Consider the following 14,864-nt stretch of genomic DNA (forward strand, 5'->3'; position numbering starts at 1 on the left):
TGTGGATCGCCATGGGCCGCCTCACCACGCACATCCTGGACACGGCTCGGGGCTGCCCGGCAGCGGGCGTCAACCTCAGCCTCGAGCGCGTCGTCGACAATGCGCTGATCGCGCTCGGCAGCTTCGCCACCAACGCCGACGGCCGGGTCGACCGCCCGCTGCTGGAAGGTGAGGCAATGCAGGTCGGCGACTACGAGATCCTGTTCCGGGTCGGCGACTATTTCGCCGCCAACCGGGTGCCGCGGCCGAACGGCCCGTTCCTGGACCTGGTACCGGTAAGGTTCCGCATCGCCGACGCCGACGCGCACTATCACGTGCCGCTGCTGCTGTCGCCCTACGGCTATTCCACCTACCGGGGCAGCTGAGCCGTGACCGCAGCGAACCCCATGGGCGGCGCGGCGCCGGTGCGCTTTCTGCTCGGCCGCGAAACGGTGACGCTCGCCGACATCGACCCGACGACGACGCTGCTGGAGTTCCTGCGCGGCCGCGCCGACCGCAAGGGCACCAAGGAGGGCTGCGCCGAGGGCGATTGCGGCGCCTGCACCGTGGCGGTGGGCGAGCCGGCGGACGGCCGCATGCGCTATCGCGCGGTCAATGCCTGCATCCAGTTCGTCGGCGCGCTGCACGGCAAGCAGGTGCTGACGGTGGAGGACCTGCAGGGAGCGGACGGCGCGCTGCATCCGGTCCAGGCCGCGATGGTGGCCCAGCACGGCTCGCAGTGCGGGTTCTGCACGCCCGGCTTCGTGATGTCGCTGTTCGTCGCCTTCGCCGACGGCACCCGCCTGGGGCGCGGCGCCATCGGCGATACGCTGGCCGGCAACCTGTGCCGCTGCACCGGCTATGGCCCGATCCTCGCCGCCGCCGAGGCGATGTTCGACCTGCCGGCGCCGGACGACAGCGGCCGCACGCCGGACGCGGCGCAGATGCGGGCGCTGGCCGAAATGGCGGCGGAGCCGCTGGTCGGCCTGTCCCGCGGCGGGCGGCGCCTGCTGGCCCCGGCCTCGGCGGACGGCCTCGCCGCGCTGCTCGATGCCGAGCCCGACGCGACCCTGCTCGCCGGCGGCACCGACGTCGGCCTGTGGGTAACCAAGCAACTGCGGCGGCCGCAGACGGTGATCCACACCGGCCGCGCCGCGGACCTGGCCCGGATCGCGGTGACCGACGATGCGATCGTCATCGGCGCGGCGGCACGGCTGGCCGATGTCGCGCCGGCGATCGCCGCCGACTACCCGGCCTTCGGCGAGATCTTCCGCCGCTACGGCTCGGTCCAGGTGCGCAACGCCGGCACCCTGGGCGGCAACGTCGCCAACGGCTCGCCGATCGGCGACGGGCCGCCGGGCCTGATCGCGCTGGGAGCCGAACTGGTGCTGCGCCGCGGCGCCGCACGCCGGCGCATCGCGCTGGAGGATTTCTTCATAGATTACGGTAAGCAGGACCGGCATCCAGCTGAATTCGTTGAACAGATCGTTCTGCCGCGCCCGCGCGGCGGCAGCCTGTTCCGCATGTACAAGATTTCCAAGCGCTTCGACCAGGACATCTCGGCCGTCTGCGGCGCCTTCGCCATCGGCCTGGCCGACGGCGTCGTGACATCGGCACGGGTCGCCTTCGGCGGCATGGCCGGCACCCCGCGGCGGGCGCACGCGTGCGAGGCCGCGCTGGCCGGCAGGCCCTGGACCGAGGCGGGCATCGCCGACGCGCTGGCGGCGCTCGACCGCGACTACGAACCGCTGACCGACATGCGGGCCAGCGCCTGGTATCGCCGCGAGGCGGCTCGCGCCCTGCTGTTGCGCGCCTGCCAGGATTCCGGCGACGGCGGGCCGCAGAGCGTGCTCGCCTGCGAGGCGGCGTGAGCGGCGCGAGCCAGGGCGGCGACGCCCGCGCCGTCGGCCGCGCGCTGGCGCACGACAGCGCGCACAAGCACGTCGCCGGCACGGCGGTCTATATCGACGACATGGCGGAGCCGGCCGGCCTGCTGCATGTGCAGTTCGGCGGCAGCGCCCATGCCCATGCCCGCGTGCTGGGCGTCGATGCCGCCGCGGCGCTGGCGATGCCGGGCGTGGTCGCGGTGCTGACCGCCGCCGACATCCCCGGACGCAACGACGTCAGCCCGTTCGCGGGCGACGATCCGCTGCTGGCCGCGGGCGTGGTCGAGCATGTCGGCCAGCCGGTGTTCGCGGTGGTGGCGGAAAGCTACGAGGCCGCGCGCCTGGCCGTGCGCAGGGTCGAGGTCGCCTATGCGCCGCTGCCGGCGGTGCTGAGTGTCGATGAGGCGATGCGGCTGGCACACTATGTGGCCGATCCCTACGAGATGAGGCGGGGCGACGTCGAGGCCGCTCTGGCCGGCGCGCCGCACCGGCTGAAGGGGCGGGTGACCATCGGCGGCCAGGAGCATTTCTACCTGGAGGGCCAGGTGGCGCTGGCCCTGCCGGGCGAGGACGGCGAGATCACCGTGCACAGCTCGACCCAGCATCCGACCGAGGTCCAGCACGTGGTTGCCCGCGTGCTTGGATTGCCCGACGCGCGGGTGGTCGCCGAGGTCCGGCGCATGGGCGGCGGCTTCGGCGGCAAGGAAAGCCAGGCCAGCTTCGTCGCCGCCGGCGCGGCGCTGGCCGCCCGCGCCACCGGCCGTCCCTGCAAGCTGCGGCTGGACCGCGACGACGACATGACGATGACCGGCAAGCGCCACGGCTTCGTCATCGACTACGACGTCGGCTTCGACGACGACGGCCGCATCGCCGGCATCGAGTTCGTCCAGGCCGCCGACTGCGGGCGGTCCACCGACCTGTCGCCGGCGATCGCCGACCGCGCCATGTTCCACGCCGACAACGCCTACTACCTGCCGGCGGCGCGCATCCGCTCCTACCGCTGCAAGACGCACACGGTCTCCAACACCGCCTTCCGCGGCTTCGGCGGGCCGCAGGGGATGGTTGGCATCGAGCGGGTGATCGACGACATCGCGCTGGCGCTCGGCCGCGACCCGCTGGCAGTGCGCCGCATCAACCTCTATGGCGGCGAGGGCCGCGACGAGACGCCATACTTCATGAAGGTGGAGGACAATATCCTCCCCGAACTGATTGACGAGATTGAAAAAAGTGCCGAGTACCACCGCCGCCGCCAGGCTGTGGCGGCGTTCAACGCGGCCAACCCGGTGCTGCGCAAGGGGCTGTCGCTGACGCCGGTGAAGTTCGGCATTTCCTTCACCACGACCCACCTCAACCAGGCCGGCGCGCTGGTGCATGTCTACACCGACGGCAGCGTGCACCTGAACCACGGCGGCACCGAGATGGGCCAGGGGCTCAACGTCAAGGTGGCGCAGGTGGTGGCCGACGCGCTGATGATCGACATCGGCCGGGTGCGGATCACCGCGACCTCCACCGACAAGGTGCCGAACACCTCGGCCACCGCCGCCTCGTCGGGCTCGGACATGAACGGCATGGCGGCGCTGGCCGCGGCGACGACGATCCGCGAGCGGCTGGCCGCCTTCGCCGCGGACCATGCCGGCGTCGCGCCCGCGGCGGTGCGCTGGAGCCACGACCGCATCGAGGCCGGCGACATGTGCTGGTCGTTCGCCGAACTGGCGGCCGCCGCCTATCTCGCCCGCGTCTCGCTGTCTGCGACCGGCTATTACCGCACGCCGAAAATCCACTGGGACCGGGCGGCGGCGCGCGGCCGGCCGTTCTACTATTTCGCCTATGGCGCGGCGGTCAGCGAAGCGGTGATCGACACGCGCACCGGCGAGAACCGCATCCTCAGGGTCGACATCCTGCACGACGTCGGCCGCTCGCTGAATCCGGCGGTCGACCTGGGCCAGGTCGAGGGCGGCTTCATCCAGGGCTTGGGCTGGCTGACCACCGAGGAGCTGTGGTTCGACGAGACCGGCCGGCTGCGTACCCACGCACCATCGACTTACAAGATCCCGGCCTGCAGCGACCGGCCGCCGGCGTTCAACGTCCGGCTGGCCGCGGGCATCGCCAACCGCGAGGAGACCGTCCACCGGTCGAAGGCGGTGGGCGAGCCGCCGCTGATGCTGGCGATCTCCGCCTGGCTGGCCCTGTCGGACGCGGTCGCCAGCGTCGGCGGCCACCGGGTGCCGCCGCGCCTGGACGCGCCGGCGACGCCGGAGCGCATCCTCGCCGCCGTCCACGACGTCCGCCGCCGGGCAGCCGAACCCGACGCACGCCGGGCCGCCGAATGAGCGGGCTGCTCGTCGACATCCGGGCCTTCGGCGACCGGCCGGGCGTGCTGGTCACCGTGATCGCCGCCGACGGCTCGACGCCGCGCGGCACCGGCACCACGATGATCGTCGACGGCGACGGGCGCATCGCCGCCGGCACCATCGGCGGCGGCGCGCTCGAGCTGCGGGTGCTGCACCGCGCGGCCGCGATGCTGGCGGAGGAGGGCGGTGCCGAGGCGGCGCAGTTCCCGCTGGGCCCGGAGCTCGGCCAGTGCTGCGGCGGCCGGGTCGAGCTGCTGTTCGAGCGGCTGCCGCTGACGCTCGACGCGCGCGACGGCATTGCCTTCGTCACCGCCCTGGAACCGCGGGTCGATCGGCGCCTGGTCGACCGCGGCGGCCTGGCGACGCTGTTGGGCGGGTCCGCCTTCAACGACACCCGCGCGGCCGTCGTCCGCGGCACGGACGGCCGGCGTTGCCTGGTCCAGCCCGCACACCGGCCGCGCCAGCCGCTCGCCGTGTTCGGGGCCGGCCATGTCGGACGTGCCGTCGTGCGCGCGGTGGCGCCGCTGCCGTTCCGCGTCACCTGGATCGACGACCGGCCGGGCCAGTTCCCGGTGCCGCCCGAGCCCGGCGTCGCCTGTATCACTTCCGCGGTTCCCGAACGCGAGGTGGCGGCGCTGGCCGAGGGCGCCTTCGTCCTGGTGATGAGCCACACCCACGCGCTCGACTACCGCATCTGCCGGGCGGCGCTGCTGCGCGAGGATATCGGCTATATCGGCCTGATCGGCTCCGACACCAAGCATGCCCGCTTCGTCAAATGGGCGCGTGCCTATGGCCTGACCGACGACCGGATCGCGCGGGTGAGCTGCCCGATCGGCCTGCCCGGCATCGGCGGCAAGGACCCGGCGGTGATCGCCGCCTCGGTCGCCGCCGACCTGCTGATGCGGCTCGAGCGCCGGGCGGCGACGCGCGAACCCGACGCCAGCCTGCGGGCCGCGTCATGACCGAGCCGCTGCTCGCCATGCGCGGCATCACCAAGCAGTATCCCGGGTGCCTGGCCAACGACGCGGTCGACCTGACCGTGCTGCCCGGCGAGATCCACGCCCTGCTCGGCGAGAACGGCGCCGGCAAGTCCACCCTGGTCAAGACGATCTACGGCATCGTCGACGCCGACGCGGGCGAGATCCGCTGGCGCGGCGCGCCGGTGCACATCGTCAACCCCAACGCCGCGCGCCGGCTCGGCATCGGCATGGTGTTCCAGCATTTCTCGCTGTTCGACGGGCTGACGGTGCTTGAGAACGTGGCGCTGGGTCTGCCGGGCCGAGGGGCGACACGGGCGCTGGCCCGCGAGATCGTCGATATTTCAAGAAGCTACGGCCTGCCTCTGGATCCATCGCGCGAGGTCCATGCGCTGTCGGTGGGCGAGCGCCAGCGCATCGAGATCGTGCGCTGCCTGCTGCAGGACCCGCAGCTGCTGATCATGGACGAGCCGACCTCGGTGCTGACGCCGCAGGAGGTGACCGAGCTGTTCCGCACCCTGCGCACCCTGGCGGCGGAGGGGCGCGCAATCCTGTACATCAGCCACAAGTTGCAGGAAATCAAGGACCTGTGCGAGACGGCGACGATCCTGCGGCAGGGCCGCGTGGTCGCCAATTGCGATCCGCGCCAGGAGAGCACGGCCAGTCTGGCGCAGATGATGATCGGCGACGAGCTGGCCCCGCCGGGAACCCATGGCGAGCCGTCGACGGCGGCGCCGGTGCTGTCGCTGCGCGGGCTCTCGGTCCGCAGCGAGGACCGCTTCGGCATCGACCTGCAGGCGATCACGCTCGACATCCGGCCGGGCGAGATCCTGGGCATTGCCGGGGTCGCCGGCAACGGCCAGGTCGAGCTGCTGCGCGCGCTGTGCGGCGAGACGCTGTGCCAGCGCGCGGACGAGATCGTGTTCGCCGACCGGCCGATCGGCCGGCTGGGACCGCGCAAGCGCCGCGAGCTGGGCCTTGCCGTGGTGCCGGAGGAGCGGCTGGGCCACGCCGCCGTGCCGGCGATGGACCTGACCGAGAATGCCGTGCTGACCGGCTATGCGCCGATGAAACTGGTCGCCGGCGGGCTGATCCGGATGGCGCCTGCGCGCAACTATGCCCGCTCGGTGGTCGAGCGGTTCGACGTGCGCACCGCCGGCATCGGCGCGGCGGCGGCCAGCCTGTCCGGCGGCAACCTGCAGAAATACGTCGTCGGCCGCGAGGTGCTGCAGGACCCGGCGGTGCTGGTCGCCTCGCAGCCGACCTGGGGGGTTGACGCCGGCGCCGCCAGCGCCATCCGGCGGGCGCTGCGCGCGCTCGCCGAACGGGGTGCGGCCGTCGTGGTCATCTCCCAGGATCTCGACGAGCTGATGGAGATCAGCGACCGCATCGCCGTGATCAACGTCGGCCACCTGTCCGAACCGCAGCCGACCGGGGCGGTGACGGTCGAGGGCCTGGGCCTGCTGATGGGCGGCGTCCACGGCGGCACCGCGCAGGCGGCGGAGGCCGCGCCATGATCCGGCTGGAACCGCGCCCGGCGCCGTCGCGCGCCTGGTCGTTCGGCACGCCGGTGCTGGCGGTGATCCTGACCGTGCTGGCCGGTGCCGCGCTGTTCTGGGCGCTGGGCTATCCGGCCGGCGAGGCGCTGTACCAGTTCTTCGTCACGCCGCTGGAAAGCCGCTACATGCTGGGCGAACTGGCGGTGAAAGGCACGCCGCTGGTGCTGATCGGCATCGGCCTCGCCATCGGCTTCCGCGCCGGTGTCTGGAACATCGGCGCCGAGGGCCAGCTGCTGATGGGCGCGCTGGGCGGCGGCGCGGTCGCGCTGGCGTTCTGGGACGAGGACGTGCCCGGGCTGCTGGTGCTGATGTTCGCCGCCGGCGCGGCCAGCGGCGCGGCCTATGCGGCGATCCCGGCGCTGCTGAAGACCCGCTTCAACGTCAACGAGATCCTGTCGAGCCTGATGCTGACCTACATCGCCGTACTGGTGGTCAGCATCATGATCTACGGCCCGCTGCGCGATCCGGAGGGCTATGGCTTTCCGCAGTCGCGCATCTTCCATGAGGCCGCCAGGCTCGGCCCGATCCTGGACGGGACCCGGCTGCACTTCGGCGCGGTGATCGGCCTCGCCGTCGTGCTGGCGGCCTGGCTGGCGATGTCGTCCAGCCTGTTCGGCTTCCAGGTGCGGGTGATCGGTCAGGCGCCGCAAGCCGCCCGCTATGCCGGCTTCAGCCAGACTCGCATGGTCTGGATCACGCTGCTGCTCAGCGGCGGGCTGGCCGGGCTTGCCGGCGCGATCGAGGTGGCCGGCCCGATCGGCCAGCTCAACGACGCGATCTCGCCCGGCTACGGCTTCACCGCGATCATCGTCGCCTATCTCGGCCGGCTGCATCCGGTCGGCGTGTGCATTGCCGGCATCGTCATCGCGCTCAGCTATATCGGCGGCGAGAACGCGCAGATCGTGGTCGGCATGCCGCTGGCGGTAACCGGCGTGTTCCAGGGCATGCTGCTGTTCTTCCTGTTGGGCTGCGACCTGCTGATCCGCTACCGGGTCAGGCTGTGGCTTCCGTCCAGGATTGGACAGGGCTGATGGACATCCTGGTCCAGGTCATCGTCACCACCATCGCGGCCTCGACGCCGCTGATCTTCGCCGCGGCCGGCGAGCTGGTGGTCGAGCGCTCCGGCGTGCTCAATCTCGGTGTCGAGGGCATGATGCTGATCGGCGCGGTCTGCGCCTTCGTCGCGACCATGGAGACCGGCAGCGGGCTGATCGGCATCGTCGCCGGCCTGGCCGGCGGGCTGCTGGTGTCGCTGATCTTCGCCGTGCTGACGCTGGTCACGCTGGCCAACCAGGTGGCGACCGGGCTGGCGCTGACCATCTTCGGCGTCGGCGCCAGCGCGCTGATCGGCGAGGCCTATGTCGGCCGGGCCTATGACGGCCTGCCCGGGCTCGACATCCCCGGCATCAGCGACCTGCCGGCGATCGGCCCGATCCTGTTCTCGCACGATATTCTGGTCTATCTCGCCGTCGCCATGGTCGGCGCGGTGTGGTGGTTCCTGTACCGCAGCAAGGCCGGCCTGATCCTGCGCGCGGTCGGCGAATCCCACGACGCCGCCCATGCCATCGGCTATCCGGTGATCGGCATCCGCTTCGGCGCCGTCGCGTTCGGCGGGGCGATGTGCGGCCTGGCCGGCGCGCATCTGTCGCTGTCCTACACTCCGCTGTGGCAGGAGGGGATGTCGGCCGGCCGCGGCTGGATCGCGCTGGCGCTCGTGGTGTTCGCCGCTTGGCGGCCGTGGCGGCTGCTGCTCGGCGCCTATCTGTTCGGCGCGATGCGCATGCTGGAGCTGCACGGGCAGAGCGCGCTTAACATCAACGTGCCCTCGCAGCTATTCTCGATGCTGCCCTATCTGGCCACGGTGATCGTGCTGGTGATCATCTCGCACGATGCCCTGAAGGTGCGGCTGAACGCGCCGGCCTGCCTGGGGCTGCCGTTCCATCCGCGCGGTTGACTTCCGGCGCGGCGGATGGATTTCCAGCGGCGGGCGGCGAGGGGAACGGACCGGGAGCGGCGATGATCTATCTCGACCACATGGCTACGACCCCGCTGGACCCGGCGGCGATCGCGGCGATGGCGCCCTGGGTCAGCGGCGCGCGCTTCGGCAACCCGCACGCCATCCTGAACGCACCGGGCCGGCTGGCCGAGGCCGCGGTCGACGAGGCCTATGCCGCGGTGGCGGCGCTGATCGGCGCCAGCCCGGCGGAGATCGTTCTGACCTCCGGCGCCACCGAATCCAACAACCTGGCGCTGATCGGCGCCACCGCGCCCGGCGACCACCTGATCACGGTGGCGACCGAGCATCCCGCCGTGCTGGCCGTCGCCGAGGACCTGCGCGAGCGCGGCCGGACGGTGACGGTGGTGGCGGTCGACGGCCACGGCCGCGTGTCGGCCGACGCGATCGCCGATGCCTTCCGGCCGGAGACCCGGCTGGTCTCGGTGATGGCTGTGAACAACGAGACCGGGGCGCGCCAGCCCGTCGACGCCATCGCCCGCGCCTGCCGCGACCGCGGCATCCTGTTCCACACCGACGCCACCCAGGCGCTGACCACCGGCCGCATCGACGTCGGCACCACGCCGATCGACCTGCTCAGCCTGTCCGGCCACAAGCTCTATGGCCCGCAGGGCATCGGCGCCCTGTTCGTGCGCGCCGGCGTGGCGCTGAAGCCGCTGTTCGTCGGCGGCGGCCAGCAGGCCGACCGGCGCAGCGGCACCGTGCCGGTGGCGCTGGCCGCCGGTCTGGGCGCCGCCTGCCGTGCCGCGATCGCCATGCGCGACGACGAAGGCGCCCGGCTTCAGACGCTGCGCGAGCGGCTGTGGCAGGGCCTGGCCCGGGCGGTGCCCGGCATCCGCCGCACGGTGCCGGCGGACCTGAGCAACCCGGCCTGTCTGCATGTGATCGTGCCGGGCATCGACGCCGCCGAGGTGCTGCTCGACCTGCCCGAGGTGGCCGCCTCCACCGGCTCCGCCTGCGCGTCGGGCGGCAAGTCGCCGGTGCTGAAGGCGATGGGGCTGGGCCCGCGCGAATCCTTCGGCGCCCTGCGCCTCGGCCTCGGCCGTTTCACCACCGCCGACGAGATCGACCGGGCGGTGGCATTGCTGGCCGGCGCGATCGGAACGGTGCGCGCAGACCGGCCGGCAGCCGAATAGCCGCCGTCCCGGACCGGAGCCCGCGCTTGGAGACGTTGATCACAGACTGGCTGAGCGCGATCGTGCGCTGGTTCCACGTGATCGCCGGCATCGCCTGGATCGGCTCGTCGTTCTTCTTCATCTTCCTCGATGCCAGCCTGCGCAAGGAGAGCTGGCAGCAGGAGGGCATCGCCGGCGAATCCTGGCTGGTGCACGGCGGCGGCTTCTACAAGGTCGAGAAATACATGGTGGCGCCGGCGCGGATGCCGGCGGTGCTGCACTGGTTCAAGTGGGAAGCCTATTCGACCTGGCTGTCCGGCTTCGCGCTGCTGGTGCTGCTCTACTACGTTTCCGCCGGCGTCTATCTGATCGACCCGGCGGTGGCGGCGCTGACTCCGATGACCGCGACCGTGATCGGCATCGGCTCGCTGGTGTTCGGCTGGATCGTCTACGACCTGATGTGCCGGGCGCTGCGCGAGCACAACGACTGGCTGGCGATCGGCGGCGGGCTGGTGCTGGCCGCGGTCGCGGTGGGCTACACCAAGGTGTTCGGCGGGCGCGGAGCCTTCATCCACACCGGCGCGCTGATCGGCACCCTGATGGTCGCCAACGTGTTCATGGTGATCATCCCGAACCAGCGCAAGGTGGTGGCCGACCTGATCGCCGGCCGCAAGCCCGATCCGGCGCTCGGCAAGCAGGCCAAGCAGCGCTCGGTGCACAACAACTACCTGACGCTGCCGGTGCTGTTCATGATGGTCAGCAACCACTATCCGATGGTCACCGGCCATCCGTACAACTGGGCGCTGCTGATCGCCATCGGCATCACCGGCGGCGTGATCCGGCACTGGTTCAACGTCAAGCACCTGACCGGCCGGCGGCTGGACTGGCTGTGGGCGGTCGCCGCCGTGCTGGTGGCCGGCATGTTCGCCTTTTCCGCCTGGCGGCCAGACCGGGTCGCGGTCGACGACCCGCAGGAGCTGGTGCTGGCCGACGTGTTCGCGGTGGCGCAGCAGCGCTGCACCGCCTGTCATTCCGCCAATCCGACCGATCCCAACTTCCAGGTCGCGCCTGCCGGCATGATGTTCGACACCGCCGCCCAGTTCTATGCGGCGCGCGACAAGGTATTCAGCCAGGTTTCGACCGGGGTGATGCCGCCCGGCAACCTGACCGGGCTGACCGAAACCGAACGCGCAACGATCGTCGGCTGGTACGAGGCCGGGGCGCGGCAGGACTAGCGCGGCCGGGCAGGGCGTCCGGCCGCGCGCCAGTCCTTCCCGCTCAGCTGTGCGGGGCGGCGGAGATGTCGAACTGCGGCACGGCGGTGGTGGCCGCCGGATCGCGCTCGATATCCGACCAGTTGACCTCCGACTGCTGGATGTTGCCGGAGATGTCCTCGTTCCAGAACTCGACCACCTGCGGGGTGATGTTCAGGTAGAGGCGACCGTCGACGATGCGCCACAGCGACGGGTTGGCCGGTACCTTGCCGCCCTGTGCCACGCCATAGGCGCAATGGCCGTCATAGGCCGGCGCGAAGGCGGCCGGATCGGCGGCGAAGCGGTCGCGGTTCTCGGCGCTGGCGAACGCCCAGGTGGCGCCGTTGTACTCCGCGGTGAAGGCCTTGCTGCCGGCCACCGGCGCCGGCTGCTGCTGGCCGACCGCCGCCTGGTCGAGGTCGAAATAGGCGACGACGTCGTAGCCGCTGACGGCAAAGCCGGTCTCGTCGACATATTGCTCGCCGGCCAGCGCGGGGACCGAAATTGCGGCGGACAGGCCGAGGGCGACGATGGCGGACGGGATGGAGCGGGTCATCGGTGGAACCTCCTTATCGCTCGGGTTATGTCGCTCATATGTCCGCCGGCCGCGGCCCGACAAATCACCGGCCATCAAGCTCGCGTGCGTCGTTCGTGACGTCCGCCGGCCGCGTTGACATCGGCCCGGCCGCGGCCTACTCAGCCACCCGTCCGCCAACGCACACGTGAGAATCCGTGTCTGGCACAGGCGCGTTTCCCGCGATCTATCGCTCCGATGTCCCAGCGCCGACGCCCGGAGAGCCACCGACGATGCCGCAACCGCTGCGCAATGCCGACCTGATCGCCCGGCGCCTCGCCGCCGCCGGCTGCCGGCACGCCTTCGGCATTCCCGGCGGCGAGGTGCTGACGCTGTGCGACGCCCTGGCCGCGGCCGGGCTGCGCGTCGTGCTGGTCAAGCACGAGAATGCCGGCGGCTTCATAGGCGAGGGCGTGCAGCACATGACCGGCGCGCCGGCGGTGCTGTTCGCCACCCTCGGCCCCGGCGTCGCCAATGCGGTCAACGTCGTCGCCAATGCCTGGCAGGACCGCGTGCCGATGCTGTTCCTGACCGGCTGCGTCGACCCCGCCGACGCCGCCACCTATACCCACCAGGTGTTCGACCACAGCGCGCTGCTGCGCCCGATCACCAAGGCCAGCCTGACAGCGGTTGACGGCGCGGTCGGCGCGATCGTCGACAAGGCCATCGCCATCGCCACCGACGGCCAGCCCGGCCCGGTGCACCTCGACGTGCCGATCGGCGTCGCCCAGGCCGCGGCGGGTCCCGAGCCGGCGCCGCGGCCCGCGCCCGCCGCGGTCGGCCCGGCGCCCGGCGCGGCACTGGAACAGGCCCGGGCCTGGTTTCGCGACAGCCGGCGGCCGCTGCTGATCGCCGGGGTCGACGCGCTCAACGACGGCTCGGCCGCGGCCGTCGCCGGCTTCGCCCGGCGCCACGCGGTGCCGCTGATCACCACCTACAAGGCCAAGGGCATGCTCGACGAGGCCGACCCGCTGGCCCTCGGCGGCGCCGGGTTGTCGCCGAAGGCGGATGCGCTGCTGCTGCCCTTCGTCGCCGACAGCGACCTGATCGTGCTCGCCGGCTACGACCCGATCGAGATGCGGGCCGGCTGGCGCGCGCCGTTCCCGGCCGACGCCCGCATCGTCGAGTTCGCCGCGGTGCCGAACACCCACGGCATGCACCGCGCCGGGATCGCCTTCGCCTGCAACGTCGCCGCCGGCCTCGAAGCGCTGGCGGCCGCCGGCGGCCGCGCCGACGCGTCGGTCCGGCCCGATGCCGCGCCGCTGCGCCGGAAGCTGGCCGACGCCTTCGCCGTGCCGCAGCGCTGGGGCCCGCACCAGGTGTTCGCCACCGCGCGCGCCAGCCTGCCGGCCGACACGGTCGCCACTGCCGACAGCGGCGCGCACCGCATCCTGCTCAGCCAGATGTGGCGCTGCCCGGCGCCGCGCACGCTGCTGCAGTCGAGCGCGCTGTGCACCATGGGTTGTGCCGTGCCGCTGGCCATCGGCGCCAAGCTGGCCGCGCCGGACCGGCCGGCGGTCGCCTTCGTCGGCGACGCCGGGCTGGAGATGGTGCTGGGCGAGCTCGCCACCGCGCGCGACCTGAAGCTGCCGGTGATCGTGATCGTGCTGGCCGACCGCTCGCTGGCGATGATCGCACTGAAGCAACGGCGCAGCGGCTTCGCCGACCTGGCCGTCGACTTCGGCGCCACCGACTTCGCCGCGGTCGCCGGCGCGCTGGGCGGCCATGGCGCCCGGGTGGCGGATGCCGGCGCGCTGGCGCGCGAAATCGATGCCGCGCTCGGCCGCCGCGACCGTTTCACCGTGATCGCCTGCGACATCGACGGACGCGACTATGACGACGCCTTCTAGGCCGACCGCCAGGGGCCACGTCGCCCACGCCCCGGTACACGCACTGCAGGGGCGCGACCCGCGGGTAGATTTCTTCCGCGGGCTGGCCTTCGTCATCATCCTGATCGCCCACATCCCGGCCAACGAGGTCGCGCGCATCATCCCGGCCCGCTGGGGCCTGTCCGACGCGACCGAGATGTTCGTGTTCATGTCCGGCTATGCCGCTGGCATCGCCTTCGGCGGCGTCTACCTCAAGGTCAGCTGGACACTGGGCACGGCGCGGACCCTGTTCCGCACCTGGCAGGTCTATGTCGGCCACCTGCTGCTGTTCTTCTTCCTGGCCATGCTGCTGGCCGCGGCCAACAAGCTGTTCGACACCCGCGACTATGTCGGCTTCCTCAACCTCGGCTACTTCTTCGAGCACGGCACCGACGCGATCGTCGGCCTGTTCACGCTGCATTACGTGCCGAACTATTTCGACATCCTGCCGATGTACATCGTCATCCTGCTGCTGATGCCGGTGTTCATGGGGCTGGGTCGCATCCACCCCTGGCTGGCGCTCGGTTTCTGCGTGGCGCTGTATGCCTACAACTGGGTGACCGCGATCGGCGACCTGCCCGGCGAGATCCAGCCGCCGGCCGAGGTCCGGCCGGAATCGGACCGGCGGTGGTTCTTCAACCCGTTCGGCTGGCAGCTGATCTTCTTCACCGGCTTCGCGCTGGCGATCGGCTGGCTCAAGCCGCCGCGCTTCTCATGGCCGCTGATGGGCGTGGCCATCGCCTATGTGCTGCTGTGCATTCCGCTCGGCCACTGGCAGTGGCGCAACGCGCTGATCGAGGACTGGCCGGCATTCGGCAGCTTCTGGGACCTGTTCTACGCCAAGTCGGTCGACGACCAGCCGGCCTTCGCCAAGACCAACCTGTGGATCGCACGCTACGCCCACTTCCTGGCGCTGGCCTACATCACCGTCACCGTGCTGCACGGACGCGAGCACAAGCTGAAGACCGGGCTCGGCGCGATGATCTCGCAGTGCGGCCGTCAGTCGCTGCCGGTGTTCCTGTTCGGCATGGTGTTCTCGCAGCTGGCCGGCATCATGCTCGACCAGATCAACACCAATCACTGGGACATCCCGACCTGGCAGGTGGTGCTGGTCAACCTGTTCTGGATCGGGATGCTGGTCGGTCTGGCCTATCTGCTCGGCTGGCTGCAGAAATCGCCGTGGAAGGCGGTGAAGCGCCAGCCGGCGCCGCAGCATGCCCCGGCGCATGCGGCAGCGCCCGCGCCGGCCACGCCGCCGGAACGGGCGCCGAGCCCCGCCGAGTAGCCG

The 14,864-nt window shown here is 71.6% G+C and carries 12 protein-coding genes; 11 read left to right on the plus strand and 1 reads right to left on the minus strand.

Annotation, left to right across the window (positions count from 1 at the left end; genetic code table 11):
• Positions 1-11: 11 nt before the first annotated feature.
• The 9 genes from uraH (at position 12) to R3F55_04370 (ending at position 11,116) form a co-directional block, all read left to right on the plus strand.
• Positions 12-365: a hydroxyisourate hydrolase gene (gene uraH, locus R3F55_04330; protein MEZ5666658.1), complete on the plus strand. Its 354-nt coding sequence runs from the start codon at positions 12-14 to the stop codon at positions 363-365.
• Positions 366-368: 3 nt separating this feature from the next.
• Positions 369-1,850 carry a xanthine dehydrogenase small subunit gene (xdhA, locus tag R3F55_04335; GenBank protein ID MEZ5666659.1) on the plus strand — a complete coding sequence of 494 codons (1,482 nt, stop codon included), beginning with the start codon at positions 369-371 and terminating at the stop codon, positions 1,848-1,850.
• A complete protein-coding gene (gene xdhB / locus R3F55_04340; protein ID MEZ5666660.1) occupies positions 1,847-4,195 on the plus strand; it encodes a xanthine dehydrogenase molybdopterin binding subunit in 2,349 nt (782 codons plus the stop codon). The genes xdhA and xdhB overlap by 4 nt, the downstream gene beginning before the upstream one ends.
• Complete coding sequence (gene xdhC / locus R3F55_04345; protein MEZ5666661.1) at positions 4,192-5,178, plus strand: xanthine dehydrogenase accessory protein XdhC; 987 nt, start codon at positions 4,192-4,194, stop codon at positions 5,176-5,178. Before xdhB ends, xdhC begins: the two co-directional genes overlap by 4 nt.
• Entirely contained in the window at positions 5,175-6,710 is a 1,536-nt protein-coding gene (locus R3F55_04350) for an ABC transporter ATP-binding protein (protein ID MEZ5666662.1), read from the plus strand. Before xdhC ends, R3F55_04350 begins: the two co-directional genes overlap by 4 nt.
• The gene (locus tag R3F55_04355; GenBank protein MEZ5666663.1) at positions 6,707-7,783 is read left to right on the plus strand and encodes an ABC transporter permease; all 1,077 of its coding nucleotides are present in this window, start codon (positions 6,707-6,709) and stop codon (positions 7,781-7,783) included. The genes R3F55_04350 and R3F55_04355 overlap by 4 nt, the downstream gene beginning before the upstream one ends.
• A complete protein-coding gene (locus R3F55_04360; protein ID MEZ5666664.1) occupies positions 7,783-8,706 on the plus strand; it encodes an ABC transporter permease in 924 nt (307 codons plus the stop codon). Before R3F55_04355 ends, R3F55_04360 begins: the two co-directional genes overlap by 1 nt.
• A gap of 62 nt (positions 8,707-8,768) precedes the next feature.
• Complete coding sequence (locus tag R3F55_04365) at positions 8,769-9,902, plus strand: cysteine desulfurase family protein (protein MEZ5666665.1); 1,134 nt, start codon at positions 8,769-8,771, stop codon at positions 9,900-9,902.
• A 26-nt stretch (positions 9,903-9,928) separates the two neighbouring features.
• The gene (locus tag R3F55_04370; GenBank protein ID MEZ5666666.1) at positions 9,929-11,116 is read left to right on the plus strand and encodes a urate hydroxylase PuuD; all 1,188 of its coding nucleotides are present in this window, start codon (positions 9,929-9,931) and stop codon (positions 11,114-11,116) included.
• 43 nt (positions 11,117-11,159) lie between these two features.
• On the opposite strand, the gene R3F55_04375 is transcribed toward R3F55_04370, so the two are convergent.
• Positions 11,160-11,690, minus strand: a complete 531-nt coding sequence (locus R3F55_04375; protein MEZ5666667.1) for a YHS domain-containing (seleno)protein — start codon at positions 11,688-11,690, stop codon at positions 11,160-11,162.
• A 251-nt stretch (positions 11,691-11,941) separates the two neighbouring features.
• On the opposite strand from R3F55_04375, the gene R3F55_04380 reads away from it, so the two are divergent.
• Both R3F55_04380 and R3F55_04385 read left to right on the plus strand, forming a co-directional pair.
• The gene (locus R3F55_04380) at positions 11,942-13,558 is read left to right on the plus strand and encodes a thiamine pyrophosphate-binding protein (GenBank protein MEZ5666668.1); all 1,617 of its coding nucleotides are present in this window, start codon (positions 11,942-11,944) and stop codon (positions 13,556-13,558) included.
• On the plus strand, positions 13,542-14,861 hold the full coding sequence (locus tag R3F55_04385) for an OpgC domain-containing protein (GenBank protein MEZ5666669.1): 1,320 nt from the start codon (positions 13,542-13,544) through the stop codon (positions 14,859-14,861). Before R3F55_04380 ends, R3F55_04385 begins: the two co-directional genes overlap by 17 nt.
• Positions 14,862-14,864: the final 3 nt, after the last annotated feature.

This window comes from Alphaproteobacteria bacterium (assembly GCA_041396705.1).
Taxonomy (GTDB): domain Bacteria; phylum Pseudomonadota; class Alphaproteobacteria; order CALKHQ01; family CALKHQ01; genus CALKHQ01.